The sequence below is a fragment of the Arenibacter echinorum genome, from assembly GCF_003259375.1.
Taxonomy (GTDB): domain Bacteria; phylum Bacteroidota; class Bacteroidia; order Flavobacteriales; family Flavobacteriaceae; genus Arenibacter; species Arenibacter echinorum.
Genome location: NZ_QLLN01000003.1, coordinates 542,196 through 568,165, shown reverse-complemented (window position 1 = coordinate 568,165; position 25,970 = coordinate 542,196). Strand labels below are relative to the sequence as shown.

At 38.8% G+C, this 25,970-nt stretch carries 27 protein-coding genes; 8 read left to right on the top strand and 19 right to left on the bottom strand.

Features of this window, described 5'->3' with window-relative positions; all coding sequences use genetic code 11:
* Positions 1-20 precede the first annotated feature (20 nt).
* The 15 genes from hisB to LV92_RS09495 all read right to left on the bottom strand — a co-directional run bounded on the left by hisB (position 21) and on the right by LV92_RS09495 (position 16,067).
* Entirely contained in the window at positions 21-1,199 is a 1,179-nt protein-coding gene (gene hisB / locus LV92_RS09565) for a bifunctional histidinol-phosphatase/imidazoleglycerol-phosphate dehydratase HisB (protein ID WP_111623415.1), read from the bottom strand.
* A 4-nt stretch (positions 1,200-1,203) separates the two neighbouring features.
* Entirely contained in the window at positions 1,204-2,262 is a 1,059-nt protein-coding gene (gene hisC / locus LV92_RS09560; protein ID WP_111623618.1) for a histidinol-phosphate transaminase, read from the bottom strand.
* A 68-nt stretch (positions 2,263-2,330) separates the two neighbouring features.
* A complete protein-coding gene (gene hisD / locus LV92_RS09555) occupies positions 2,331-3,614 on the bottom strand; it encodes a histidinol dehydrogenase (RefSeq protein WP_111623414.1) in 1,284 nt (427 codons plus the stop codon).
* Positions 3,615-3,616: 2 nt separating this feature from the next.
* Positions 3,617-4,048 carry a GNAT family N-acetyltransferase gene (locus tag LV92_RS09550; protein ID WP_111623413.1) on the bottom strand — a complete coding sequence of 144 codons (432 nt, stop codon included), beginning with the start codon at positions 4,046-4,048 and terminating at the stop codon, positions 3,617-3,619.
* Positions 4,049-4,055: 7 nt separating this feature from the next.
* Complete coding sequence (hisG, locus tag LV92_RS09545; RefSeq protein WP_111623412.1) at positions 4,056-4,913, bottom strand: ATP phosphoribosyltransferase; 858 nt, start codon at positions 4,911-4,913, stop codon at positions 4,056-4,058.
* A gap of 241 nt (positions 4,914-5,154) precedes the next feature.
* Positions 5,155-5,970 (bottom strand): prohibitin family protein, encoded by an 816-nt coding sequence (locus LV92_RS09540; RefSeq protein WP_111623411.1) that lies wholly within the window; start codon positions 5,968-5,970, stop codon positions 5,155-5,157.
* Positions 5,971-5,982: 12 nt separating this feature from the next.
* On the bottom strand, positions 5,983-8,019 hold the full coding sequence (locus LV92_RS09535; protein ID WP_245946318.1) for a vWA domain-containing protein: 2,037 nt from the start codon (positions 8,017-8,019) through the stop codon (positions 5,983-5,985).
* 144 nt (positions 8,020-8,163) lie between these two features.
* Positions 8,164-8,913, bottom strand: coding sequence for a 3-oxoacyl-[acyl-carrier-protein] reductase (gene fabG, locus LV92_RS09530; protein ID WP_111623409.1), 750 nt, complete (start codon positions 8,911-8,913; stop codon positions 8,164-8,166).
* A gap of 189 nt (positions 8,914-9,102) precedes the next feature.
* A complete protein-coding gene (gene sucD / locus LV92_RS09525) occupies positions 9,103-9,975 on the bottom strand; it encodes a succinate--CoA ligase subunit alpha (RefSeq protein WP_031444162.1) in 873 nt (290 codons plus the stop codon).
* Positions 9,976-10,048: 73 nt separating this feature from the next.
* Complete coding sequence (locus LV92_RS09520; RefSeq protein WP_111623408.1) at positions 10,049-10,981, bottom strand: UDP-3-O-(3-hydroxymyristoyl)glucosamine N-acyltransferase; 933 nt, start codon at positions 10,979-10,981, stop codon at positions 10,049-10,051.
* A gap of 49 nt (positions 10,982-11,030) precedes the next feature.
* A complete protein-coding gene (gene efp / locus LV92_RS09515) occupies positions 11,031-11,597 on the bottom strand; it encodes an elongation factor P (RefSeq protein ID WP_111623407.1) in 567 nt (188 codons plus the stop codon).
* Positions 11,598-11,603: 6 nt separating this feature from the next.
* Entirely contained in the window at positions 11,604-12,389 is a 786-nt protein-coding gene (gene lpxA, locus LV92_RS09510) for an acyl-ACP--UDP-N-acetylglucosamine O-acyltransferase (protein WP_111623406.1), read from the bottom strand.
* A 5-nt stretch (positions 12,390-12,394) separates the two neighbouring features.
* Positions 12,395-13,795, bottom strand: coding sequence for a bifunctional UDP-3-O-[3-hydroxymyristoyl] N-acetylglucosamine deacetylase/3-hydroxyacyl-ACP dehydratase (locus tag LV92_RS09505; RefSeq protein ID WP_111623617.1), 1,401 nt, complete (start codon positions 13,793-13,795; stop codon positions 12,395-12,397).
* 2 nt (positions 13,796-13,797) lie between these two features.
* Positions 13,798-14,814: a UDP-3-O-(3-hydroxymyristoyl)glucosamine N-acyltransferase gene (gene lpxD, locus LV92_RS09500; RefSeq protein WP_111623405.1), complete on the bottom strand. Its 1,017-nt coding sequence runs from the start codon at positions 14,812-14,814 to the stop codon at positions 13,798-13,800.
* 23 nt (positions 14,815-14,837) lie between these two features.
* Positions 14,838-16,067 (bottom strand): HD domain-containing protein, encoded by a 1,230-nt coding sequence (locus LV92_RS09495; protein WP_111623404.1) that lies wholly within the window; start codon positions 16,065-16,067, stop codon positions 14,838-14,840.
* A gap of 37 nt (positions 16,068-16,104) precedes the next feature.
* Between LV92_RS09495 and porX the strand changes: the two genes are divergently transcribed.
* The 6 genes from porX (at position 16,105) to LV92_RS09465 (ending at position 20,836) form a co-directional block, all read left to right on the top strand.
* A complete protein-coding gene (porX, locus tag LV92_RS09490; RefSeq protein WP_111623403.1) occupies positions 16,105-17,649 on the top strand; it encodes a T9SS response regulator signal transducer PorX in 1,545 nt (514 codons plus the stop codon).
* Positions 17,650-17,733: 84 nt separating this feature from the next.
* Complete coding sequence (gene tsaE / locus LV92_RS09485; RefSeq protein ID WP_111623402.1) at positions 17,734-18,144, top strand: tRNA (adenosine(37)-N6)-threonylcarbamoyltransferase complex ATPase subunit type 1 TsaE; 411 nt, start codon at positions 17,734-17,736, stop codon at positions 18,142-18,144.
* Between the two features lie 213 nt (positions 18,145-18,357).
* Positions 18,358-18,546, top strand: a complete 189-nt coding sequence (locus tag LV92_RS09480; protein ID WP_111623401.1) for a hypothetical protein — start codon at positions 18,358-18,360, stop codon at positions 18,544-18,546.
* Positions 18,547-18,637: 91 nt separating this feature from the next.
* The gene (locus tag LV92_RS09475; RefSeq protein ID WP_111623400.1) at positions 18,638-19,195 is read left to right on the top strand and encodes a hypothetical protein; all 558 of its coding nucleotides are present in this window, start codon (positions 18,638-18,640) and stop codon (positions 19,193-19,195) included.
* Positions 19,196-19,252: 57 nt separating this feature from the next.
* Positions 19,253-20,452 (top strand): alanine dehydrogenase, encoded by a 1,200-nt coding sequence (locus LV92_RS09470; RefSeq protein WP_111623399.1) that lies wholly within the window; start codon positions 19,253-19,255, stop codon positions 20,450-20,452.
* A gap of 3 nt (positions 20,453-20,455) precedes the next feature.
* On the top strand, positions 20,456-20,836 hold the full coding sequence (locus LV92_RS09465; RefSeq protein WP_111623398.1) for a DUF4258 domain-containing protein: 381 nt from the start codon (positions 20,456-20,458) through the stop codon (positions 20,834-20,836).
* Here the strand turns inward: LV92_RS09465 and LV92_RS09460 are convergent.
* Positions 20,833-21,999 (bottom strand): proline dehydrogenase family protein, encoded by a 1,167-nt coding sequence (locus LV92_RS09460; protein WP_111623397.1) that lies wholly within the window; start codon positions 21,997-21,999, stop codon positions 20,833-20,835. The two genes, LV92_RS09465 and LV92_RS09460, sit on opposite strands and share 4 nt — an antisense overlap.
* Positions 22,000-22,091: 92 nt before the next feature.
* Here LV92_RS09460 and aroB point away from each other — a divergent pair, with 92 nt between their 5' ends.
* Complete coding sequence (gene aroB, locus LV92_RS09455; protein WP_111623396.1) at positions 22,092-23,153, top strand: 3-dehydroquinate synthase; 1,062 nt, start codon at positions 22,092-22,094, stop codon at positions 23,151-23,153.
* Positions 23,154-23,270: 117 nt separating this feature from the next.
* Positions 23,271-23,597, top strand: a complete 327-nt coding sequence (locus LV92_RS09450) for a hypothetical protein (RefSeq protein WP_111623395.1) — start codon at positions 23,271-23,273, stop codon at positions 23,595-23,597.
* A 2-nt stretch (positions 23,598-23,599) separates the two neighbouring features.
* Here the strand turns inward: LV92_RS09450 and LV92_RS09445 are convergent, their stop codons facing one another.
* The 3 genes from LV92_RS09445 to LV92_RS09435 form a co-directional block, all read right to left on the bottom strand.
* Positions 23,600-24,115 carry a DinB family protein gene (locus LV92_RS09445; RefSeq protein WP_111623394.1) on the bottom strand — a complete coding sequence of 172 codons (516 nt, stop codon included), beginning with the start codon at positions 24,113-24,115 and terminating at the stop codon, positions 23,600-23,602.
* A 124-nt stretch (positions 24,116-24,239) separates the two neighbouring features.
* On the bottom strand, positions 24,240-24,719 hold the full coding sequence (locus tag LV92_RS09440) for an Lrp/AsnC family transcriptional regulator (RefSeq protein ID WP_031444145.1): 480 nt from the start codon (positions 24,717-24,719) through the stop codon (positions 24,240-24,242).
* Between the two features lie 85 nt (positions 24,720-24,804).
* Positions 24,805-25,932 (bottom strand): M14 family metallopeptidase, encoded by a 1,128-nt coding sequence (locus LV92_RS09435; protein ID WP_111623393.1) that lies wholly within the window; start codon positions 25,930-25,932, stop codon positions 24,805-24,807.
* Positions 25,933-25,970 lie beyond the last annotated feature (38 nt).

Sequence of the window (25,970 nt, the reverse complement as noted above, 5' to 3'; positions counted from 1 at the left end):
CTAGGATTTATTTATTTCTTCTATAATACACCTTTGGTACTTGGCAGCACCATTTTTTCTACATCGCGTTTAACGGCCATCTTAATGGCCTTGGCAAACGCCTTGAAAATGGCCTCGATCTTATGGTGTTCGTTCTGGCCTTCGGCCTTGATATTTAGGTTGGCCTTTGCCCCATCTGTAAACGATTTAAAAAAATGATAAAACATTTCCGTAGGCATTTTACCTATCATTTCCCTTTTAAATTCTGTTTCCCATACCAACCAGTTGCGCCCGCCGAAATCAATAGCTGCCTGTGCCAGACAGTCGTCCATAGGCAAACAGAAACCGTACCTTTCTATCCCCAATTTGTTGCCCAAGGCTTTATGGAATACCTCTCCCAGCGCTATGGCTGTATCCTCAATGGTATGGTGTTCATCCACTTCCAGATCTCCTTTAACCTTTATTTCCAGGTCCATTTGGCCATGACGTGCCAATTGATCCAACATATGATTAAAGAAGTCCAATCCGGTGCTGATATCACTTTTGCCGGTACCGTCTAAATTGAGTTTTATAAAAATATCGGTTTCATTGGTTTTGCGAGTTATTTCAGATAACCGGTCGTTCAGTTTTAGAAACTCATAAATTTTCTCCCAGTCATTGCTTTCAAGGGCTATATAATTATCCAGTTCCTCCCTTTTAACGGATATTTCCCCGGTCCCTAAATTGGTATTGTCATTGATAAAGATTCCTTTGGCCCCTAAATTCTTTGCGAGTTCCACATCGGTCAAACGGTCGCCTATTACAAAGGAATTGGCCAGGTCGTATTCTTCTGAAAAATACTCGGTAAGCAATCCAGTTCCCGGTTTTCGGGTATTGGCATTTTCGTGGGGAAATGTCCTGTCAAGAAATACCTTGTCAAAAACTACACCCTCATTTTCGAACGATTTCAATATAAAATTATGTACCGGCCAAAAGGTATGCTCAGGAAAAATATCGGTCCCCAATCCATCCTGATTGGTAATCATCACTAATTCATAATCCAATTCCTTGGCTATTTTACCTAAAAAAGTAAAGGCCTTGGGATAGAACACCATTTTTTCAAAAGAATCGATTTGTTCATCTACGGTTTCCTTGATAATAGTGCCGTCCCTGTCTATAAAGAGCACTTTTTTCCCCTTTTGCTTCCCTTGTGGGGAATTTATATTTGTATCCGGACTCATAGTATTATATGGTTGTTATATTCTGCAATGCACTTATTAATATCTTATTTTCCTCCTTGGTACCTACAGTAAATCTCAAGGTGTTTTCACAAAGGGGTTGGGTTGTTCTGTTGCGGACAACGATACCTTTTTTTAGCAATTGATTATATCTTTTGGTAGCATCATCCACCTTGGCCAATACAAAATTGGCATCGGAAGGGTATATCTTGTCCACGAAGTCTACTTGACCCAATACATTGACAAGAGCTTCCCGTTCCGTTAAAATATCCGATACCTCCAAATTAACTGCATTTGCGTCCAAAACCCTTTCCAGCGCTCTTTGCTGTGTCAATTCATTTACGTTGTATGGAGGTTTAATTTTATTCAATATCGAGATAATTTCTTCAGAAGCGTAACATGTTCCCAATCGTATTCCGGCCATTCCATAGGCTTTGGATAAGGTTTGGGTAACCACCAGATTGGGATAGTTGGATAATTCCGTAATCCAGCTTTTTTCACTTGAAAAGTCGACATAAGCCTCATCTACTACTACCAATCCATTAAAATTGTCCAACAACTCCCTAACGCTGCTACTGGAAAAGCTATTTCCGGTGGGATTGTTTGGCGAGCAGAGAAATAGTAATTTACTCTTACCATCAGCTACTTTCAGTATTTCTGCTACATTGGGTTCAAATTCCTTTGTCAATAATACCTCTCTATTCTCCACATTGTTTATTCCTGCAAGTACCTTATACATACCGTATGTGGGTGGTAAGGAGATAATATTGTCCTCTTTGGGTTCGCAAAAGGCCCGAAAAATTAAATCCAACACCTCATCACTACCATTCCCTAAAAGAAGTTGTTGTGTGGAAACTCCCTTTTTTTCTGCCAAGACTTCTTTTAAGCGTCTTTGATGTGGATCCGGATATCTATTTACACCAGTTTCGAAAGGGTTTTCATTGGCATCCAAAAAAACCATCTTGGAACCGTCCGAAACATATTCGTCCCTTGCAGAAGAATAGGGACTCAACCCCTTTACGTTTTCCCGTACTATATTGTTGATATTGAATATTTTCGTTTTCATTTTTTTTATGCTTTTCGCCATTTGGTATCAAGGGTTTAACGGTGTTTTACCTCAATACACGGATCCCATTATTTTAAACTGTCCAATCTAAGGGTAACTGCATTTTTATGCGCCTGTAGCCCTTCGGCTTCGGCCATCAATTCTATGGTCCTACCAATTTCCTGGATTCCTTTTTTAGATATTTTTTGAAAGGTCATGCTCTTCATAAAACTATCCAGGTTTACGCCACTATACTGTTTCGCATATCCATTGGTCGGTAGCGTATGATTGGTTCCAGATGCGTAATCCCCTGCACTTTCCGGAGTGTAATTCCCAATAAAAACAGAACCGGCATTATAGGTTTGTCTTAGGAAAAATTCTTCATTTTTAACACATAGAATGTAATGTTCCGGACCGTACTCATTGATTAAATCTACAGCCGTCTGTTGGCTATCCACGTAAATTAATTTACTATTGGCTATAGCCTTTTCGGCTATTTCTTTTCTCGGCAAATCCTTAATTTGCTCAGCTACCTCCGCTTCAACGGCATCTATAAAATTTTTGGAAGTGGATACTAAAATAACCTGACTGTCCACACCATGTTCTGCCTGGCTCAAGAGATCAGAGGCTACAAATGCTGCATTGGCGGTATCATCGGCCATCACCAAAAGTTCACTGGGACCTGCAGGCATGTCAATGGCTACACCATATTTTGTGGCTATTTGTTTGGCAACGGTTACAAATTGATTTCCTGGCCCAAATATTTTATAGACGGGAGGAATGGTTTCTGTTCCAAAAGTCATACTGGCAATAGCTTGGATACCTCCCACCTTAAATATTTTGGTAACCCCGCATAGGTTGGCTGCATATAATATGGCCGGGTGTACTTTCCCTTCCTTATTGGGAGGGGTACAAAGAATAATCTCCTTACATCCAGCAATATTGGCAGGAATGGCCAACATTAAAATGGTCGAAAACAAAGGGGCGGTACCTCCTGGAATATATAATCCTACTTTCTGTATAGGCCTTTTTTCTTGCCAGCAAAGTACGCCATCTGCAGTCTCTACCGTAATTTTTTCGGTTTTTTGGGCCTTGTGAAATTTTTCAATATTGTTTTTAGCTTGTTGAATAGCCGATTTTAAATCATTGGAAATCAATTTAATGGATTCCTCTATCTCCTTGGATGATACCAAAGCTTCCTGCAAGACCACACCATCAAATTTTTTGGTGTAATTGCTCACCACGCTATCCCCACCAGCCTTAATTTCACTAAAAACGGCATTGACAATATCCTCGACATCGGAGACAGATTGTGTTGGCCGTTTTAAAACGGCCTTCCATTGTGATCTTTCCGGATTGTATATCTTGTTCATTACTATAATACTTTTTGCATGTGGTAACCTATGGTCTTGTATCCTTGGTTGTTCCAAAACTGAATTCCTTTCGTATTATTTATATAGCAGTTGATCTCAGTGGCATTGCATCCAATTTCCAACGCATAGTTCAAAACATGGTCCAACATTAATTTTCCAACCCCAGCACTTCTATATTCCGGCAATACGAATACATTGTCCGGTTCCAGATGTTTGCCTACATATAATTTATTTAAAACCCAAATACCACAAATACCGATTAATTCTTCTTTTTTATAAGCGCCCAAACATTGATATCCGTCCAATAGCATATCCTGCAATCGTTTTTTAAGGGTTTCGACAGGAACTTTATAGTTGTTGAGCATTTGTACCAAAGGCAAAATTTCATTCATATTCTCCTTTGGAATAAACCCTATTTGAATTTCATTGACCATAGCACTATTACAATACCATTTTTTCTATAGGGCAAACCAGTATTCCCTCTGCTCCTGCTTTTTTGAGCTCCTGGATTACTTCCCAAAACTTGTCCTTATTAATTACGGTATGTACGGAACTCCAGCCTTCTTCGGCCAAAGGAAGTACGGTTGGACTCCTCATACCCGGCAATAGTCCAATAATCTCGTTTAGCTTTTCGTTTGGTGCGTTTAAAAGCACATATTTGGACTGTCTGGCACGTAATACGGACTGGATCCTAAATCTTAAGTCTTCCAATAAGACCGTTCTTTCTTGGGAAATTTGTGGAGAAACGGCCAGTACGGCTTCACTGGTCAACATTACTTCAACTTCCTTTAAATTGTTTTTGAACAGCGTACTGCCGCTGGAAACAATATCGCATATGGCATCTGCCAATCCAATATTTGGGGCAATTTCTACAGAACCGTTTATAATGTGAAGATCTGCTTTTACGCCCTTGCTATCCAAATAATTCTTTACGGTATTGGGATAGGAAGTAGCAATCCTTTTACCTTCAAAATCTGCCACCGATTTGTACTTGACCGATTTGGGTACCGCCAAGGATACTTTGCATTTGGAAAAACCCAGTTTCTCGGCAATGGAAATATCCTCACCTTTTTCTATGAGGACATTTTCGCCAATAATGGCAATATCTACGACCCCATCCCTAAGATATTGGGGGATATCTCCATTTCTAAGATAGAAAACCTCTAAAGGAAAATTTCTGGAAGAAGCCTTAAGCTGGTCTTTTCCATTGTCTATGGAAATACCACAGTCTTTTAATATTTGAAGTGAGTCTTCGTTTAATCGGCCGCTTTTTTGGATCGCAATTCTAATTTTTTTCATTTTTGGTATTTTGTTTTTGGCCTGAACAAATCTAACAGGTTGTTAAATACAAAACCCGTTTGATTGCTCAAACGGGTTAGAATATAGTTTAGATACAACAATACATTCCTAGCTCGCTTGATTGCAAGTGAAGAAATGATGATGATGTGTCCTGTTATTTTTCATGATAAGGCAAAATTAAAACTATTTTTCAACCTTGGAAAATTTATACGGAACAATTTATTTTAAAATTGTTAAATTATTATTGATTCCCTAGTATAATCGGCATTCCTGATTCCCCACTTCCAATAACGATTACCTTGGCATTGGGAGATTCCGACAATTTAATGGTAGCATCAATACCTTTATCCCTTAATATCTTATCGGTCAAAGAGGCACTTAGTATGGTGTTGGCATCTGCCTTACCCTGAGCCTCTATAATTACTTTCTGGGCTTCCTTCTGTGCAGTAACCAATCGAAATTCATATTCCAAGGATTCCTGTTCCTGCTTAAGTTTTCGCTCTATAGCCTCCTTAATGGTAGCTGGCAGGGTTACATCCCTAACCAATATTTCGTTGAGTTGAATATACTGCCCATCTACAATTTTTTGGGTCTCTTCAAAAATTTCTTGCTGTATGGCATCCCTTTTACTGGAATACAGTTGTTCCGGGGTATATCTTCCTACAACACTACGAGCAGCAGATCTAATGGTAGGCAATAATACACGTTGAATATATTCCGTGCCTTTTTCCTGGTGCAATTTTCCTATAAATTCTCGTTTAGGCTCAAACCAGGCAGAAGCTTCCAATTTAATCTCAAGTCCGTTGGAGGACAATACCTGCATTTTTTCCAAGACTTCTTGCTGTCTAACCTCATATATAAAAACCTTGTTCCAAGGCGCTACAAGATGGAATCCTTCACCTAAAGGAGGTTCATCTGTCACCACACCGCCAGCAAAAGTTTTATATAACACTCCGGCTTCACCTGAGCCAATGGTAACGGCCGATTTTGAAATTAATATTACAAGAACTATTAAGCCGAATATGGCCGGTAATGCAATTTTTGGTAATTTATCCATTTATTATATTTATTAAGTTAATCCGTTATACTTTCTGATAAACCATTCCAGCGATAGCGCTGCAATGATAATACCCAAAAGAAATTTAAAATCGATTAAAGGTACGACAATTTGTTTGCTTTTTTGAACAGGTACAAACTTAGGATTGGTTTCCAATGCCTTTACCAAGGAGTCCATTTGATCCGGAAAGTAAAGTTTTCCTGCTGTATTGTTTGCCAAACGATTCAGTTTGCCATAATTGCTGGAAGAAAATTGTTTTTCGGCATCAAAATCCAATATGGTAAAGCTACCTGACCTGCTCAGGTTCTCTTTGGTAGCAGTAGCGACAAAATCATATTTCCCTGGGGATATATTGCTTAGGTCAGCCTCGTAGTAGCCGTCTTTTAAAAGCATTGGAACTTCTATGGAGGTATTGGCGGATTTATTCCCCACTTTTATGTTGATGGACGCATTGGAATCAAAAGCAAAAGCCTCATCAAAATAATTGGCCTTTATTTTTGTTTCGCTACTGTTATTGTATATAGTTCTATAATCCAATACAAATCTATTTTTACCTCTGGTGGTCGAAAGGTAAAGAATCAGTTTTCCTAGAAAAGCATCAAAATTCTTAAATGTTTGATCGTTCCGGTAATTTTGAACCCTCCATTTCCATATGTTTTCCCCAACCAGGATGGAATGTTTTGCCGTCTCCTCCTCTACAGTGGTTAAAAGGGGTTGATCCATATCCACCCCTTTGATACGGACTTTTAACAAGGGTTCCCCCCTGCTCAAAATATTCACTGGCCCTGCATCGGATACAAGGGGCGGAAAACCCTCCAGGTCGAAATCTGAAATATCGAATTTTGAAAATGCGGCATTAGGGCTGGCAAATAATTCCTGCACAGGATAACCTGTTTCTATTAAGAAGTTATTTTGAATTTTGTTTACGAAATTCAGGTCGGTATAAGTGCCTAAGATGGTAAAGGAATTGGAATTTCGCAATTGAATTTGTTTGTAAACCTTATCAAAGGATGCATCGGGTTGATAAAGTACATAAACGTCAACCTCCTGCAATTTACTTAAATCGGTGTCGGGTCTATAAATGGAGACCAATCTTTGCTCGTTACTCTCAATAGCTTTCTTAAGAGCTCCAATGTCCGGGTGTTGGACAGTGGAAATGATAGCCACATTTGTTTTTTCATCCAATACTTCCACGGCCAATAGTTTTTCATTGTTAGCCTTATTTTTTTCATTTGGTAGTGGAGCAATAATCACCTTAATATTTTTAATCCCTACGGTACTGGCCTCTATGTGTGTGCTGACAATCTTAGCGTTGGAAATATTGGACAGCGCAACTTTTTCCTTGTATAACAACTTTTCGTCCACAAAAACTTGTAATTCCGAAGAGACATCTTTCTTGCCGTCATAAGAAATAAAAACTTCCAAGGGGAATTTGTTCTTTAAAAAGGCATATCTATTGGCATTTATTTGGCTTATTAATATATCATCATATTTGGTGGTATCCCCCACAACTACAGGGTAAATAGGTAACTTTTGTCGTTTCCCATAAAATTCATAATCTTCCCCTATGGTCTGATTGCCATCGGTAAACAGCACTACTGCCGTATTGGTGCCGGTCAATATTTCGTTTAAACCAGCCAGGGCCTTAGAAATATTGGTGCTTTTTTCTGTGAAAGCTAGACTATCGGAATTGGATAAATCCGCTCCAAATCTGTAATTGAGTATGTTGAAACTTTCCGATGAGGATTCAATTTTATTCTTCAATGAAGACAAGTCGGAGATTACTTGAAGCTTATCCTCTGACTTCATTGAAGATGAATTGTCTGCCAGCAGCACCAAATTGGTCTTTTCCAGGGAGTATTCGTGCTTGGTGAATTTTGGATTTATAATAAGCAAAAGGGTTCCGAATATGGCCAAAAAACGCAAAAAGGAAAGGATTACCTGAAGTTTTCCCTTCCTTTTGCTTTTATAGTAATACTGAAACAGTACTAGTGCCAGTGCCACAATGGCTGCGAGCAATATAAAGAGTACTGTTTGTATTTGCATCATTTAAGATCGTTGGAATTATTGCTTTGAACTATATACTTGAGAACTTGGTATGCAGCGTGGCGCTTGTTCAGCTACGTGCCATGCCGTAACCTATAATTAGTATTTTTACAGCTAGTTCAAGGCCTATCTGGCCAAAAATTACACCTAGGTGAGCATTCCGCCATCAACATTTAAAACTTGTCCCGTAATATAGGCCGAGAGGTCCGAAGCTAAAAACAGACAGGCATTGGCAACATCTTCTGGTTGACCCCCTCTTTTTAATGGAATTCCATCTCTCCATCCCTGTACTACTTTGGCATCCAACTTATCTGTCATTTCTGTTTCAATGAAGCCTGGTGCAATAGCATTGCATCTTATATTTCTAGAACCAAGTTCCAAGGCAATGGATTTTGTAAACCCGATCATTCCGGCTTTGGACGCAGCATAGTTAGCCTGGCCCGCGTTACCTTTTACCCCTACCACACTGCTCATATTTATGATAGAGCCATTTCTTTGTTTGAGCATGGTTCGCTGAACGGCCTTTGTCATATTAAAAACCGATTTTAAATTTATTTCTATGACAGAATCAAAATCATCTTCGCTCATTCTCATTAATAGATTGTCTTTGGTAATACCGGCATTATTGATCAGAATATCGATTACACCTCCAAAATCTTCCAATACTTGGGATACCAATTTTTCTGAATCCTCAAAACTGGCCGCATTACTTTTATATGCCTTAGCTTTTATTCCATAGGCACTCAACTCTTTTTCCAAGGCCAAAGCCGGGGCTTCACTGGAACTATATGTAAAGGCAACATTGGCACCGTGTTTTGCAAAAACTTGCGCTATTCCGGTTCCTATTCCCCTGCTTGCTCCGGTGATTATTGCATTTTTTCCTTCTAGTAACTTCATCTGTTTTTAGTTTCTTAGTTGATAATCAAATATAAGTTATGTTTTAGCTGTTTTAAAATTTTTACCCTAAATGCTGGTATAAAATTTTAAGATCGTGCTAATTCGAGGCAAAAAAAATCCCGCTTATCCTGAAAAATTCCGAGCTAATCGGCACAGTATAAACGGAATTAAATTTATTGAATGTGGGGGTTATCCCAATACTTGTTTTACTTTTAAACCAATTTCGGCAGGAGAATCAACAACGTGGATACCACATTCCCTCATAATTCTTTTTTTGGCTTGGGCCGTATCATCACTACCACCCACTATAGCACCGGCATGCCCCATAGTTCTTCCTGCTGGAGCTGTTTCACCTGCAATAAATCCAACGATTGGTTTCTTGCTTCCGCTTGCCTTATACCATTGAGCGGCATCAGCTTCCAATTGTCCACCTATTTCACCGATCATTACCACACATGTGGTTTCCGGATCATTGATCAATAACTCCACAGCTTCTTTTGTAGTAGTGCCAATTATTGGATCCCCACCAATTCCGATAGCAGTGGTAATCCCAAGACCCTGGCGTACGACCTGATCTGCGGCCTCATAGGTTAAAGTTCCTGATTTGGAAACAATTCCTACAGTTCCCTTTTTAAAGACGAAGCCTGGCATAATACCTACCTTGGCTTCTCCTGGAGTAATTACTCCTGGACAGTTTGGACCTACCAATCGGCAGTCCATATGTTTAATATAGTCATATACCTTCACCATATCGGCTACGGGAATACCTTCTGTAATTGTAATTATTACCTTGATTCCAGCGCTAGCAGCTTCCATAATTGCATCTGCAGCAAAAGCTGGTGGTACAAAAATGATGGTGGTATCGGCCCCAACTTTTTGAACGGCTTCTTCAACTGTATTGAATACAGGTTTTCCCAAATGCTCTTGCCCACCTTTTCCCGGTGTTACCCCACCAACCACATTGGTGCCGTATTCGATCATCTGTTCAGCATGAAAAGTACCTTCGCTACCTGTAAAACCTTGAACAATAATTTTGGAATCTTTATTTACTAAAACGCTCATTATATATTTGGTTTAAATGATTCTTGCAAAAATAAAGTTTTGAAAAGGAATTCTAAACTATTCTCCTGCATATTTATTTTTCTAATTTTTTTAATATGAAAGGGATTTGCTTAACATAAGCCAGCTCTTTCAATTTTTCCCTCATTTCCTCCGCCGGGCTACCAAAATATTTTTTTCCTCCTTCGAGCGATTTTGAAACTCCTGATTGTGCACTAACCATTGCATTTTTTCCAATGGTAGCAGCACTTGTTACGCCAACTTGTCCCCATAAGGTAACTTCATCTTCGATGATGACGCAACCCGCAATACCGGTTTGGGAGGCTATTAGGCATTTCTCCCCAATTACCGTATCATGGCCCACTTGCACTTGGTTGTCCAACTTTGTACCTTTTTTTATAGTGGTATCGCCTGTAACACCCTTATCTATAGTGCAAAGAGCACCTATGTCCACGTTGTCTTCAATAACGACCCTTCCGCCAGAGATCAATTTGTCATATCCTTCAGGTCTTTTTTTATAATAAAAGGCGTCCGACCCCAATACCGATCCGGAATGAATGGTAACATAGTTTCCTATTACACAATTGTCGTAAATGGATACGTTAGAATGAATAAGACAGTTATCCCCTATTACTACGTTGTTTCCAATAAAGCAATTGGGTTGTACTATAGTATCCTTACCAATTTTGGCCGAACTGGAAATGTTGTTTTGGGCCTTTAAAAAAGGCTTGAAAAAAAGAGTGAGGATGTTAAAATCTCTAAATGGGTCGTCTGAAATTAATAAAGCCTTCCCCTCAGGGCAGTCCACTTTTTTATTGATCAAAACAATGGAAGCTGCACAACTTAGAGCTTTATCGTAGTATTTGGGATGATCTACAAAAACGATATCACCTGGCTCCACAACATGGATTTCGTTCATGCCCAACACAGGAAAATCATCGTGACCCACATATTTAGCGTTGATTATGGTCGCAATCTGGTTAAGCGTATAAGGAGATGGAAATTTCATAATAAGAATCTTATGCCATTAAGCAGCTAAAAGCGTATTGTAAACTGTATTATTCCTTTACACGCTCCATATAAGCGCCTTTTTCCGTGTCAATTTTTATTTTATCGCCTTCATTGATAAACAAAGGAACGTTTATAGTGGCTCCTGTTTCAACTTTGGCAGGTTTGGTTGCATTGGTCGCCGTATTGCCTTTTACTCCTGGTTCGGCATAAGTAACCTCTAAAATAACACTTGCGGGCATATCTACAGAAAGTGGCATGCTGTCCTCTGTGTTGAAAAGTATGGTCACCACTTCGCCCTCCTTCAATAAATCTGGCGCGTCCAAAGAGCTTTCTTGAAGTGTAATTTGGTTATAGTCGTCCGTGTTCATAAAGTGGTAGTTTTCGCCCTCCGCATACAAAAACTGATAGGAGCGGGTTTCTACGCGTACATCCTCAATTTTTGATCCTCCGGAAAATGTATTGTCCAGTACTTTGCCAGAACTTACACTTTTAAGTTTGGTCCTTACGAAAGCAGGACCCTTTCCCGGTTTTACATGTAGAAATTCAATTATTTTGTAAATGTCGTTATTGTACCTAATGCACAATCCTTTTCTAATATCTGATGTTGATGCCATAAAATTCTAATTAGTACTGAAATAACCTTTCATGATTCCTCTTTGGGAATCCCTTATAAATTGTAAAATTTCATCCCTTTCAGGAGTAGCCTCCATTTCTGCTTCAATAATTTGAACAGCCTGGGTATTATTATAATTCTTTTGATATAGTATTCGATAAATATTCTGTATCTCCCGGATTTTATCGGAATCAAAGTTTCTTCTTCTCAATCCTACGGAATTTATACCTACGTAAGATAAGGGTTCCCGCGCCGCTTTTACAAATGGAGGTACATCTTTCCTTACCAAAGAACCGCCAGTTACAAAGGCGTGGCGACCAATGGATACAAATTGATGTACGGCTACCAAGCCGGCCAATATTACATTATCCCCAATGGTTACGTGTCCGGCCAAAGTGGAATTGTTGGAAAAAATGCAATTGTTGCCTACCAGACAATCATGCGCAACATGACAATAAGCCATTATAAGACAATTATCCCCAATTACCGTTTTCATCCTATCGGATGTGCCCTTGTGTATGGTAGCGCATTCCCTTATAGTGGTGTTGTTACCGATTATGACCGTGGTTTCTTCGCCTTCATACTTTAGGTCCTGAGGTGGTGCAGATATGACGGCGCCCGGGAAAATATTACAATTTTTTCCTATACGTGCCCCTTCCATAATGGTAACATTGGAACCTATCCATGTACCATCTCCAATTACTACGTTATTGTGAATAGTTGTAAATGGTTCTACTACAACATTTTTGGAAATTTTAGCTCCAGGGTGAATGTAAGCCAGTGGTTGATTCATCCTTCTTATTTCTTTTTAACTATTTGAGCCATCATTTCAGCTTCGCATACCAATTTACTATTGGCGTAGGCATAGGCCTGCATGTGACATATACCTCTTCTAATAGGTGTAATTAAACTACAGTGGAAAATTAGGGTATCTCCGGGAAGTACCTTTTGCTTAAACTTTACATTATCAATTTTCATGAAAAGTGTAAGGTAATTTTCGGGATCTGGAACGGTACTCAGAACCAATATACCTCCAGTTTGCGCCATTGCTTCAACCTGAAGTACTCCGGGCATAACAGGAGCTCCGGGGAAGTGACCCACAAAAAATGGTTCGTTCATGGTCACATTCTTCATTCCTACCACATGTTGGTCGGACAGTTCCAATATCCTGTCTATAAGCAAGAAAGGAGGTCTGTGGGGCAACATGTCCATAATTTGATGGATATCCATCAGAGGCGGTTTGTTTAAATCATATTGAGGTACATGGTTCCTCTTTTCCATTTTAATGATTTTGGACAATTTTTTGGCGAACTGTGTATTCACAAAATGTCCAGGCTTATTGGCAATTACCTTCCCTCTTATCCTTGTTCCGGTCAAGGCAAGATCACCAATAACATCCAATAGCTTATGTCTGGCAGCTTCATTGGGCTGGTGCAACGTTAGGTTGTCCAATATTCCGTTGGGCTTTACCGATAATTTCTTCTTGTTAAAAGCCTTTTCCAACTTTTTCATAGTTGAATCGGAAATCTCTTTGTCCACATAGACAATTGCGTTATTTAAATCGCCACCTTTTATCAAGCCGTTTTCCAACAACATTTCAAGTTCGTGTAAAAAACTAAAAGTTCTGGCGTCCGCTATTTCCGACTTAAACTCGCTTAAATTCTCCAAAGTGGCATTTTGGGTGCCAAGCACTTTGGTGCCAAAATCTACCATGGTAGTTATCTGGTAGGTATCCGATGGGATAATAGTGATTTCACTACCGGTTTCCTCATCTTTGTATGATATAACGTCCTTTACTACAAACTCATCCCGCAAGGCGTTCTGCTCAACGATTCCTGCCTCTTCAAGTGCTGCTACGAAATACTTGGATGACCCGTCCATAATTGGAGGTTCAGGGGCATTCAACTCTATAAGGACATTGTCTATTTCCAAGCCTACCAAGGCGGCCAAGACATGCTCTGAGGTTTGAATCTTTACCCCGCGTTTTTCCAGATTGGTACCCCGTTGGGTATTTACTACATAATTGGCATCTGCTTCTATGATGGGTTCACCTTCCAGATCCACACGCTTAAAAGCATAACCAAAATTTTCAGGGGCAGGAACAAACTTCAATGTTACATTTTCCCCTGTATGCAATCCTACACCTTTTAGTGTAATTTCCTTTGCAATTGTCCGTTGTTTTGTAGTTGTATTACTCACCGTCAATCCTTTTTTTCAATGTGTTCTAATCTATTTACTATTTTGGGCAGATTTTTAAAATGTACATAGGATTTATTGTAATCCCCATAATTCAATGCTGGGGAGCCCTGCAATATTTCATCATCCTTAACATTTCTTCCAATACCGGACTGGGCCTGTATTTTCACCCTGTCCCCTATTATAATATGACCAACAATACCTACTTGTCCCCCTATTTTGCAGTACTTTCCAATTTTAGTGGATCCGGCTATCCCGGTCTGCGCGGCAATTACGGTATGTTCCCCGATTTCTACATTGTGGGCTATCTGAATTTGATTGTCCAATTTTACTCCTTTCCTCAAAATGGTAGAGCCCAAGGTGGCACGATCAATGGTGGTACCCGCCCCTATATCTACATTGTCTTCAAGAATCACGTTTCCTGTCTGTGGAACAGTTATATATTCTCCATTTTCTGAAGGAGCAAATCCAAATCCATCTGCTCCCAAAACAACTCCACTATGAACCACACAATTGTTGCCGATAAGGGTTTCGGAATATATTTTGGCCCCTGCAAAGATGACCACATTATTGCCTATGGAAACGTTGTCACCTATATAGACATTGGGATATATTTTTACATTGTCCCCAATCTTCACGTTATTGCCCAAATAGGAAAAGGCTCCTAAATAAAAATCAGTGCCGTGTGTAGCGGTATCCGATCTAAAAACAGGTTCCTCAATGCCGACTTTGTTATTTTTAACTTGATTGTAATATTCCAAAAGTTTGGAAAAGGACTTGTAGGCATCATCCACTTTTATCAAGGTGGTTTCCAAATGATGATCAGGAACAAAGTCCCTGTTTACAATGGTTATAGATGCTTTTGTAGTATAAATAAACGAGGTGTATTTTGGGTTGGCCAGAAACGTAAGTGCTCCTTTTTCACCTTCTTCTATCTTCGCTAATTTATGTACAGCTATCTCTGGATTGCCCTCAACATCCCCTTCCAATATACCCGCGATTTGGCTTGCTGTAAATATCATGTGGACAAAAGTAAGAAAAATAGTTAAACGGAAACTTTAGGATAGCACATATAATATTTGGTAACGGTCTTGGACAGCGTTTTCAAATATTGTTGATCGGAGGCCTTGGCTACATCCGTAATTCTACCATTACCACGCAGAATGTTTATATTCTGACTTTTGGAGTTATACGCCTGGTTTTTAATCTCCCCGGAAAACACAAAATAGGCCGTTTCTTCATCCGTTAATTGATGTTTGTTTTTGAAGCTTAAAAAGTGTCTGTTCAGTTTATCTTTATTAATAGGCTTGTTCTTCAGTTTTACGTGTAGCAACCTACGATTAATGATCATTTTACATAGTTTTGACAACACAAAATCGTCATGATCTTGCCAACTTTTGATGGCCCATAAAATATCTACATCATCCAATTGGGCAAACAATTCCAGCTTATCCTGGGAAAATTCTTCTTTAGGAATTTTATTTTCCATAAAGAACTTGAGGGCACCGTTAAATTGAACATTTTCACCCTTGGCCAACAATTCTTTGGCCCTTTGCAATATTTTTATCAAAAGCTGTTCAGCTACCAATCCGGTTTTGTGCAAATAAACTTGCCAATACATAAAGCGTCTCGCCATCAGGAATTTTTCGACCGAATATATCCCCTTCTCCTCTATCACCAACTCTCCATTTAGAACATTTAACATGGTAAGGAGCCTTTCTGAATTTATATTACCTTCGGCAACGCCAGTGTAGAAACTATCCCTTTTTAAATAATCCATCCTGTCCATATCGAGTTGACTGGAGACCAATTGGTTTAAAAATTTCCTTGGATATTGCCCTTTAAAAATGTCAATGGCCGTATTTAATTTTCCTTTATATTTTTTGTTGAGGGCCTCCATGAACAGTAAGGATATATGTTCATGATTAACTCCTTCCACAATGCTGTGCTCCATGGCGTGTGAAAAAGGGCCGTGTCCAATATCATGCAATAATATGGCACACAAGAGTCCGTCCTCCTCTTCCCTTGTGATTTCGATGGATTTAAAGCGCAGGACCTGAATGGCCTGTTGCATTAGGTGCATGCTTCCCAAAGCATGGTGGAAACGGGTATGGTGGGCACCTGGATAAACTAAATAGGATAACCCCATTTGGGAGATTCTCCTTAAGCGCTGAAAATAGGGTTCAGCAATTAGATTAAAGATTAGTGCATTGGGTATTCCGATAAATCCGTAAATTGGATCATTGAAAATTTTGAGCTTATTTGATTTTATCAAAACCAGAATTCTTTACGCAGGCAAATATAAGGACTAAATGAACAAGATAACAATACTTTGGGTAGATGATGAAATAGATTTATTAAAACCCCACATCTTATTTTTAGAAGGCAAGAATTATAAAGTTATTACATGTCTAAGTGGCCGGGAGGCTTTGGATGAATTAAAGGAAACACATGTAGATATTGTTTTTTTGGATGAAAACATGCCCGGCATTTCCGGCTTGGAAACATTGAACGAAATAAAGGTGATCAATAATTCGCTTCCAGTGGTTATGATAACCAAAAGTGAGGAGGAGTTGATTATGGAGGAGGCAATTGGTTCCAAAATAGCGGATTATTTAATTAAGCCGGTAAATCCCAATCAAATTCTACTTTCCCTAAAAAAGAACCTGGACCATTCTCGACTGGTCTCAGAAAAGACTACCGCCAACTATCAGCAGGAATTCCGGAAAATTGCCATGGAATTATCTATGGTAAACAGCTATGAGGAATGGGCGGAACTATATAAAAAGCTTATCTCCTGGGAATTGAGATTGGAGGAAATAGAGGATTCCGGAATGTTTGAAATATTGGAGTCACAAAAAACGGAGGCGAACCAGCAGTTTGGAAAATTTGTGGAAAAAAATTATCCCAGTTGGTTTATCGATAAAGATGGTCCCATTATGTCCCACACCCTCTTTGGGCAATTGGTTAAACCAGAATTGAAGGATAACAAAACATTATTGGTGGTCATAGACAATTTGCGATACGATCAGTGGTTAGCTTTTGAAGACACCTTAAATTCTTTTTATAGGAAACGCAAAGAAGTGCCGTATTTCAGTATTTTGCCTACGGCTACCCAATATGCAAGGAATGCCATCTTCTCAGGGCTTACGCCATTGGATATGGAAAAAAAATATCCACAATGGTGGAGAAATGATACCGAGGAAGGCGGCAAGAATCTTTTTGAAGCGGAGTTCCTAGAGGCCCAGCTAAAGCGGTTGGGGCTGGAATTGAAATGGGAATACCATAAAATTAGCAGCTTGAAACAAGGGAAACACCTTTCCCAAAATTTCAGGTCCCAGAAGGACAACGATCTTACGGTAATAGTTTACAATTTTGTGGACATGCTTTCCCACTCCAAAACGGAAATGGATGTGGTTAAGGAATTGGCGGCCAATGATAAGGCCTACCGTTCCCTTACACAGAGTTGGTTTAAAAACTCTCCCTTACTGGAAATTATACAGCAAGCACAGGGGCTGGGATTAAAATTGATCATTACTACAGACCACGGCACCATTAATGTTAAACAGCCTTCCAAGGTAATCGGTGATAAGGAAACGAGTCTAAATCTCCGTTACAAAACGGGACGGAGCCTGACTTATGAGGAAAAGGATGTGCTGGAAGCAAAAGATCCAAAGAAAATATTCTTGCCCAATATAAATGTTAGTAGTTCATATATATTTGCTAAAAATGATCTGTTCTTTGCCTATCCCAACAATTATAACCACTATGTTAGTTATTATAGGAATACCTATCAGCACGGTGGGGTGTCAATGGAGGAAATGATAATTCCTTTTGTGGTTTTGGAACCAAGGTAATCGTAGTTTCCAAGACACAAATAGAACTTCTATTTTAATAAATGGGGAATAGGATTTAACTTGCGCAAATTTTAATTTTTTAAAATGACTATTTCCTATAACATTTCCCAAATATCCAATGTGGCCCAACAGTTGATTGCCAAGGTTCCTTCAAAAACACTTTGTTTTTATGGGGAGATGGGGGCAGGTAAGACTACATTGATTAAAGCCTTGGTGAAAGAATTGGAAGGTGGTGGCTCAACAAGCAGTCCAACTTTTGGTATTGTAAACGAATACCATAGGGAGAATGGGGAGTTGTTGGGGTATCATTTCGACTTTTACCGTTTAAATGACGAATCCGAAGCCTGGGATATTGGCTTGGAAGAATACCTTAGTAGTGATAAATGGATTTTTATGGAATGGCCAGAAAAAATAGAAGGATTACTTCCTGCTAATAGAACTGAAATTAGAATAGAAATCCTGGACGAAAAAACCCGCCAACTATCACTTATATAGTTGCTATTTAGTATGGTTTTTCAACCTTAGGAACTATAGTCAAGGTAAATTCCACATTGCTGTTGACCCACTTGTATACATAGGACAAAGGAGCAAATCTGATCGGTTCCGATAAAATGCGTGATTTCATCGATGTAATGCATGCTATGTGGTTTTTTTTTATATTTTTGTTTTTATAGTAAACCCCTTTATCGAACTTAAAATTTAAAAACCATGAAGATTAAAAAAGTTACCCTAGGCTTTGCCCTTGCGGCAAGTATTTCATTAATGAGTTTCTCCTGTACCCCTAACAGCACTGCTGAAGACGATTCATTATACGAACAAAATATCGACATATTAAAAATTAAGGTACCAGCGAACGGTATAGACATTTTGAAGGTAAAAGTGCCTAAGAACGGTTAAGGCATATTTTGCATATTTAGAAGGGCATCTATATACTAGAAGCCCTTTTTTTTTGTTATAATAGGAGTAAACAATTACCCAATTGACCAAAATGTTCAAACCGTTCCGCAAACTCGACCAAAGCAACAAAACTAAAAAGTCGAGAAGTCTTCTGATTGGAAGTATTGTGGCGGTTATCGTTGCCTTGACCCCCTTAATATTTTATTCCTATAAGTTCTTCCCTTCCGGTAGTACATTGAATCTTTATTTTTACACGTATGAAAGTAAATATCAGTTAAGTATTATTACCGTAATGTGGCTGTTTATGGCCAAATTTGTACCCCTATTGCTCTTGGTCTTATGGTTTTTTACCTGTAAACACTGGTGGTATCACGTGTTGTTGATTCCAATAGCCATGTATGTTTTTCAGGTTGTGTCCCTTATTTATGAAGATCGGTTTATAGACGAGGTAGAAATATTTTGGTTGCTGCCTATAATGATTGTCATAATGCCCTTTGTTTATTTTATTCGTCTAAAGTTGTTTGACAAGCATGTTCTAGGTATTGATTTGGAGGCCATGGACCGTGAATTAAAGGCTTATAAGGAAAAAGAACTTAAAGAAAAAGAGCGTCTACAAAAAGACGAAATGGCAAAAGAAAAATTATTGTAATTTTGATTTTAGATAGCTTCGATACATATCGGTATATATCTGACAGATTTACAGCATATGAGCCAACATTCCTCACCGTTTAGCAAGCAGCAATTACTGCCCCAAGAAGAGACTTTGGAAATCCTAAGACAAAAAGGAGAGCTTTTTATTGGGATTCCAAAAGAAAACCAATACCAGGAAAAGAGAATTTGTCTTACCCCTGACGCCGTAAATGCAATTACGGCCAATGGGCACAGGATTCTAATTGAATCCGGAGCTGGTGATGGTGCCAATTATTCCGATGTGGATTATACTAATGCCGGGGGCGAAATAACAAGGGATACCAAGAAAGTTTTTGCCTGTCCAATTATTTTAAAGGTAGAGCCTGCAACCTTGCAGGAAATCCAGTTTATCAATCCGCAATCGACCATCATTTCCGCCCTGCAGATCAAGACCCAAAGTAAGAAGTATTTTGAGGAACTGGCCAAAAAGAGGATTACTGCCATTGCTTTCGAATATATTAGGGACGACGATGGTAAATATCCAGCGGTGCGCTCATTGAGTGAAATAGCGGGGATATCTTCAGTTTTGATCGCTGCTGAAATTATGGCTGCCACCAACAATGGCAATGGACTTATGTTTGGAAATATAAGTGGTGTTCCCCCGGTGGAGGTGGTGATTATTGGAGCTGGCACTGTGGGTGAATTTGCGGCCAGATCAGCTATAGGACTAGGGGCCAATGTAAAGGTTTTTGATAATTCCATTACCAAATTACGAAGTATCCAGACCAATTTAAGACAGACCGTTTACACCTCTACCATACAGCCCAAAAATTTATTGAAGGCATTGAAGCGTTGCGATGTGGCCATTGGCGCTACCCGCGGCAAAGATCGGTCCCCAGTTGTAGTAAGTACTACTATGATGGAGCAAATGAAGAAAGGGGCAGTAATTATCGACGTGAGTATCGATATGGGCGGGTGTTTTGAATCCAGTGAGGTTACAACCCATGATAAACCTATATTGATTAAGAATGGGGTATTGCATTACGGAGTGCCCAATATTCCTTCAAGATATCCAAAAACAGCATCCATTTCCATAAGTAATATTTTTACTCCGTATTTGTTAAAGATTGGGGAAGATGGCGGTTTTGAAAATGCTTTGCGATTTGATAAGGGTCTGCGCAATGGTCTATATCTATATCATGGTATCCTGACCAATAAATCTGTTGGAGAGTGGTTCGATCTCTCTTACAGCGATATTAATTTTCTTATTTTTTAGTTTATGGCATTTATAAAGCGCTTGGGCTTCTTTTTAGTGGGATTGTCTATAGGACTAGTTTTTTTAACAATTTTTTTAAAGAAAAAATCTCAGGAAACGGGTACCGAATTCTGTTATTTCCCAAATTGTAGGACGCTAAAGGATATTAGGTCCAAGCAAATTTCCTATTCGGACGCCATTGGCCAACTAATCCGCCAAAAGGAATTGGACAGTACCGATATAAATGGTTTTTTATATAACGGAGAGGTGGACTTTGGCAAGAGCGAAACCAAGACCACGCCTTGTAAAACTTATTATATTGAGGGTATGGTGAAAGATAAAGCAGCGATTTTGAAAGTGAAAAATTGTTCTGAAAAGGCTGTCATAGAGACTGTGGCTTTTTAAATTTTTCTTCGCTTCCGTTCTTTTTTCAACAAGGTGAGTTCCCTACTGGTTTGACCCGCCACCGAGGTATTCTCCTCCGCCCGTCTTATTAGATAGGGCATAACGTCCTTGACCGGCCCAAAAGGCAGGTATTTCGCTACATTGTATCCCTCTTTTGCCAGATTAAATGATATATGGTCACTCATGCCATAAAGTTGTCCAAACCAAATTCTAGGGTCGTTGTGCTGAATATTTCCGGCCTCCATTTGTTCCATTAAACGGTAGCTACTTATCTCATTGTGGGTTCCCGCGAACAGGGACATGGTATCCAAATTATCCACCATATAGGCCACTACATTGTCAAAATTTTCGTCGGTGTCTTTTTTGGATGCACAGATCGGGGATGGATAACCCTTTTCCTCGGCCCTGTCGTTTTCTTTTTCCATATAGGCCCCTCGGACTACTTTCATCCCAATAAAATAATTGTTTTCTATGGCGTCCTTATGGAGTCTTTTTAGATAGTCCAACCGATCCCATCTATAGGTTTGTAAGGTGTTGAAAACAATGGCTTTCTTTTGGTTGTATTTCCGCATCATTGCTTCGACCAGTTTATCTGCTGCTCCCTGCATCCAGCTTTCCTCACCATCGATCAAAATAGATACTTCCAGGTCATGAGCTTTTTTGCAGACCTTGTCGTACCTATTCACAACGCGTGCCCATTCTTCTTTTTCATCTTTATTAAGGCTCTGGCCTTCCGTTATCTTTTGATAAAGTTTAAAACGTCCAAAACCGGTGGGTTTAAATACAATGAAAGGTATAGCGGCATTTTCTTTAATAAAATCCAAGGTTTTCAAGGCTTTTTCATAACAGGAATCCAGTTGATTCTCCACTTCTTGCCCTTCCACGGAATAATCCAAAATAGTGCTTACCCCCTTTTTGAACATTTTGTCGGCTACCACCAAACACTCTTCCTCGTTTACCCCGCCACAGAAATGATCAAAAACACTGGCCCGGATAAGTTTTTCAACAGGTAAGTGTGCCTTAATGGCAAAGTTGGTTACAGCAGTACCTATTTTAACCAGGGGTTCGTTTGCTATAAGTTTGAATAAAAAATATGCCCTTTCTAATTCTGAGTCGGTTTTAAGTGCAAATGCGGTTGCCGTATCCTCAAAAATTTCCTTCATTCCTATGAATTTATTAAGGAATCAAATATAAGTACAGATTTTATATTCTTATCATATAAAATAATGTTTATTTTGCCGTAAATAAATCAATAATGAATTCTATTACGACACCCACCTACTCTGTTCATTTTAATGAAAAGGCCTATGTAGCCCTTAATAGTCATTTGGCAAAATCGAATTACTCCAAAATATTTATACTGGTAGATCAAAATACCCATAATTGCTGTCTGCCTATTTTTATGTCGAAAATTGAAGGTGAATATGATTTTGAGATTATAGAAATAGAACAGGGTGAAATCAATAAAAATATAGCCACCTGTACACAGGTCTGGGAAGTTTTGTCCGAATTGGATGCGGACCGAAAAAGTGCAATGATAAACCTTGGTGGTGGTGTAGTTACGGATCTTGGAGGCTTTGTAGCATCCTGTTTTAAAAGAGGGATAGATTTTATCAACGTACCCACTACCCTCTTGTCCATGGTTGATGCCTCCGTTGGGGGGAAAACCGGAGTTGATCTTGGCCCCTTGAAGAATCAGGTAGGAGTTATTAATCAACCCCAAATAGTAGTGGTGGATACCGATTTTCTAGATACATTGGACCAAAGACAATTGAACAGTGGTTATGCCGAAATGCTCAAGCATGGCCTTATTACCGATGCAGCCTATTGGGAGATCTTAAAAGGTCTTACAGGTTTTGACAATTTGGATGAATATATCCTTAGATCTGTGGCCATTAAAAATGAAGTTGTACAACAGGACCCCACAGAACAACATCTAAGAAAAATCCTAAATTACGGACATACCTTAGGACATGCCGTAGAATCATATTTCTTGGAAAGCAAGGAACATGAGCTGCTATTGCATGGTGAGGCTATTGCCGTTGGAATGATATTGGAAGGCTATCTTTCCCATAAATTGACTGGGCTAAGCAAGAATGACTTGGAGGATATTAAGGCAACCTTTCTAGGGAGGTACAAAAAAGTAGATTTTGAAAAGAAGGATATCGATACCATTCTCACCTTATTGAAATTTGACAAGAAAAACTCTCACGGTAATGTCAATTTTGTTTTGTTGAAAAAAATAGGTGAACCGGCGATAGACATAAAAGTAAGCCCGGATTTACTGGAACAAGCCTTTGCTTACTACGCTGAATAAAGGATACGTATACTAATATTACCGCTTTTACAACTCTTTATAGGGTTGGTAGAGAATATTATATAGTTTAGGTAGTGTAAATAACCGCCCTATTTTTTTGGGGATAAACCACCTGCTATGTTACGTAAACTTGTAGATTACAAAAAACTGAGTCATGAAGTGGCTGCACGCCTAATAGAAATGTATCCCTATGGCTATGGCGATGAGGATATTATTATGTTTAAGAACGTCCATGGAGAAATTATTGAAGCCGTGGAAGTAAAAACAGAGGATACTATATACCTTGTAAAGATCAGTAAAAGTCTGGCCAGTTTTATTTCAAATTTTGAGGATAATATGGAAAAGGAATTGGATGATCAGCCGGAAACCGAAACATTCGAATCTCCTTCAGGTGAAATGGAACTGGAATTAAACCACGAAGAAGAAGAATCTAAATTGGATTAAGCTTACAGATATCTAGTGGCAATAATCTGTTGATGGTGTTTTAGATGTCCACAGATTACCAATCCAAGTGTTCCTACGGTCCATTCAATATTGCTGGCTGTTCCGGTACGGTTAAGATCTTCATTCTCCAAATTATGGAATAGGGTGATAGATGTCTCTCTAACTGCATTAAATTCGGCAATTAGGCTATCCTTGGTCCTAGAATTCGCATTGGAATGCTTAACAAATAAGTCTTGGTCAAAACCAGGCAAAGGTGTTTTGTCATTTCGCAGGAAGCGCAGGGCCCTATATTGAAAAACGCGCTCAGCATCAATAATATGTAAAATTACTTCTGCAATGGTCCATTTACCTATTTCGTAGGTACTATGTAATTTTTCTTCCGGAATATTTTTAATGAACTCTGCAAACTCCGTTTTTCCAGTCGCCAATAGGACCTTTAATTCCCTATCGTCCAATACGGATAAATAAGTTACATAAAACTCGTCGTACGCCTCTTTGGGTAAATTGGATTTTTTCATTTAATAAATTATAAAAGTTTGCAATAGGCAAAATAAGTTTTGCTTGTTTTTATCCGTTTAAAAACAAAAAGTCCCAAACAAAAACTGCTTGGGACTTTTTACATTTCTTGTGTTTAAAAAACAATTACATTTCGTTGAAGATGGTGTGCATAAGACGTTTTTTGTCGTTGATGCTTTCTTCCAATGAAATCATGGTCTCTGTCCTATCGATACCATCAATATCATCTATTTTAAAAATAATATTTTTAGCATGATTGGTGTCCTTTGCCCGTATTTTACAGAAGATATTAAATTTCCCTGTGGTAATATGGGCTACAGTAACATTTGGAATTTGATTTAATCGCTCCAACACAAACTTCGTCTGATGCGTTTTTTCCAAAAATATTCCAACGTAGGCTATAAAGGCATACCCAAGTTTAACATAATCCAATGTTAGTGATGATCCCTTGATAATGCCAGCTTCCTCCATTTTCTTTACACGAACATGAACAGTTCCTGCGGATATCAGAAGCTTTTTTGCTATATCGGTAAACGGTGTTCTGGTATTGTCAATTAACATGTCCAGAATTTGGTGGTCTATTTCGTCTAATTTTACTTTACCCATTAGTGTTTAATTTAAATGCAAAAATAATAAAATATCGAATTAAATGTAATGAATCTATCATTTTTTTATGAAAACCGTAACTTTTTTAGATTTTTTGAAAAAATATTCCAGTAGCTCGGAGTAGGTCCATCAGGTAGGAATTGTTTTTAAGCTCCTTTAAGTCCTTAGAATATAGGCAATTATACGATTTGTGACCAAATTTGCCTCCTACATTCCCTATTTCTTCCAATTTGCCTTTAAATTCAATCTTCCCATTAACCAAAGTTTCTACAAATTGGATAGCTGCACTATTGCCCAGCTCATACTTGGAATCAAGAAGGTGGATATTCCTTATTATTATATCAAAAAATAATTTGTTGTTGTCAGGAATATCAAAATAGGAATCCCTGTTGTATTGGTCAATGGTTCGCTTTGAAATTACCTCAATGGCTTTGAGCATAGCAGTAAAAATATATTTTCTTGTTTCTTCCCTGTCATAATCTCCAGGAAAATGACCCGACTCAAATAATATGGTGGGTATATTCAACATTTGAAATGTATCGCCAACGCAGTTGCTGTTAAACCCGTCATCATATCTCCCTACCTGGCCCGGAATGAACTTTTGCAATTCTTCGTTCATTGCCACAATCAACTGCATGCTAATTCCTCTGGTTTTGGAGATACTTCTTTCAGGGTCATGGGCAGGAGCCAAAAAAGAAACTGTTGCGGGTTTTGGGGTATTTCCCACATTAAAAATAGTACGTTGGTCATGTAGGTTGAAACAATAATCGGGTTTAAAATCTTCGTATATTTTTCTTAACACCATGCTTTCGGGTTGGGTTCGATCCTGAGCATCCCTGTTTAAATCTACGCCGTTTGCATTGACCCTAGTGTATGCCATAGCTCCATCCGGATTTAATAAGGGGACAATTTTAAGGGTGCACTCCATTAAGATGAACCTGGCCAGATCTGAATCCGATTTTAAATAATTTATTAAATCCAAAACAGCTTTTGTAGTAGTGGATTCGTTCCCGTGCATTTGGGACCACATCAAAATTTTCAATTCCCCTTTACCCAGTACTATACTTTTTATAGATAGTCCTTTTACCGATAATCCTTCGGATTGAATTGTAAAATCTTTGGCCACATTATTTAGAAATGGGTCAATGTCCTTATCGGTAACGTATCTGCCTTTTATCGTTAATTCCTTTATATCCTTATAATTTAATGGCATGCGCAAGACTCTAGTTTTGTTTGAACCGTGCAAAGGTA

Bases quoted from the DNA above. Each gene is read 5' to 3' on its own strand.
- hisB (WP_111623415.1), bottom strand. From the start codon at position 1,199: ATGAGTCCGGATACAAATATAAATTCCCCACAAGGGAAGCAAAAGGGG.
- hisC (WP_111623618.1), bottom strand. From the start codon at position 2,262: ATGAAAACGAAAATATTCAATATCAACAATATAGTACGGGAAAACGTA.
- hisD (WP_111623414.1), bottom strand. From the start codon at position 3,614: ATGAACAAGATATACAATCCGGAAAGATCACAATGGAAGGCCGTTTTA.
- LV92_RS09550 (WP_111623413.1), bottom strand. From the start codon at position 4,048: ATGGTCAATGAAATTCAAATAGGGTTTATTCCAAAGGAGAATATGAAT.
- hisG (WP_111623412.1), bottom strand. From the start codon at position 4,913: ATGAAAAAAATTAGAATTGCGATCCAAAAAAGCGGCCGATTAAACGAA.
- LV92_RS09540 (WP_111623411.1), bottom strand. From the start codon at position 5,970: ATGGATAAATTACCAAAAATTGCATTACCGGCCATATTCGGCTTAATA.
- LV92_RS09535 (WP_245946318.1), bottom strand. From the start codon at position 8,019: ATGATGCAAATACAAACAGTACTCTTTATATTGCTCGCAGCCATTGTG.
- fabG (WP_111623409.1), bottom strand. From the start codon at position 8,913: ATGAAGTTACTAGAAGGAAAAAATGCAATAATCACCGGAGCAAGCAGG.
- sucD (WP_031444162.1), bottom strand. From the start codon at position 9,975: ATGAGCGTTTTAGTAAATAAAGATTCCAAAATTATTGTTCAAGGTTTT.
- LV92_RS09520 (WP_111623408.1), bottom strand. From the start codon at position 10,981: ATGAAATTTCCATCTCCTTATACGCTTAACCAGATTGCGACCATAATC.
- efp (WP_111623407.1), bottom strand. From the start codon at position 11,597: ATGGCATCAACATCAGATATTAGAAAAGGATTGTGCATTAGGTACAAT.
- lpxA (WP_111623406.1), bottom strand. From the start codon at position 12,389: ATGAATCAACCACTGGCTTACATTCACCCTGGAGCTAAAATTTCCAAA.
- lpxD (WP_111623405.1), bottom strand. From the start codon at position 14,814: ATGATATTTACAGCAAGCCAAATCGCGGGTATATTGGAAGGGGATGTT.
- porX (WP_111623403.1), top strand. From the start codon at position 16,105: ATGAACAAGATAACAATACTTTGGGTAGATGATGAAATAGATTTATTA.
- tsaE (WP_111623402.1), top strand. From the start codon at position 17,734: ATGACTATTTCCTATAACATTTCCCAAATATCCAATGTGGCCCAACAG.
- LV92_RS09480 (WP_111623401.1), top strand. From the start codon at position 18,358: ATGAAGATTAAAAAAGTTACCCTAGGCTTTGCCCTTGCGGCAAGTATT.
- LV92_RS09475 (WP_111623400.1), top strand. From the start codon at position 18,638: ATGTTCAAACCGTTCCGCAAACTCGACCAAAGCAACAAAACTAAAAAG.
- LV92_RS09470 (WP_111623399.1), top strand. From the start codon at position 19,253: ATGAGCCAACATTCCTCACCGTTTAGCAAGCAGCAATTACTGCCCCAA.
- LV92_RS09465 (WP_111623398.1), top strand. From the start codon at position 20,456: ATGGCATTTATAAAGCGCTTGGGCTTCTTTTTAGTGGGATTGTCTATA.
- LV92_RS09460 (WP_111623397.1), bottom strand. From the start codon at position 21,999: ATGAAGGAAATTTTTGAGGATACGGCAACCGCATTTGCACTTAAAACC.
- aroB (WP_111623396.1), top strand. From the start codon at position 22,092: ATGAATTCTATTACGACACCCACCTACTCTGTTCATTTTAATGAAAAG.
- LV92_RS09450 (WP_111623395.1), top strand. From the start codon at position 23,271: ATGTTACGTAAACTTGTAGATTACAAAAAACTGAGTCATGAAGTGGCT.
- LV92_RS09445 (WP_111623394.1), bottom strand. From the start codon at position 24,115: ATGAAAAAATCCAATTTACCCAAAGAGGCGTACGACGAGTTTTATGTA.
- LV92_RS09440 (WP_031444145.1), bottom strand. From the start codon at position 24,719: ATGGGTAAAGTAAAATTAGACGAAATAGACCACCAAATTCTGGACATG.
- LV92_RS09435 (WP_111623393.1), bottom strand. From the start codon at position 25,932: ATGCCATTAAATTATAAGGATATAAAGGAATTAACGATAAAAGGCAGA.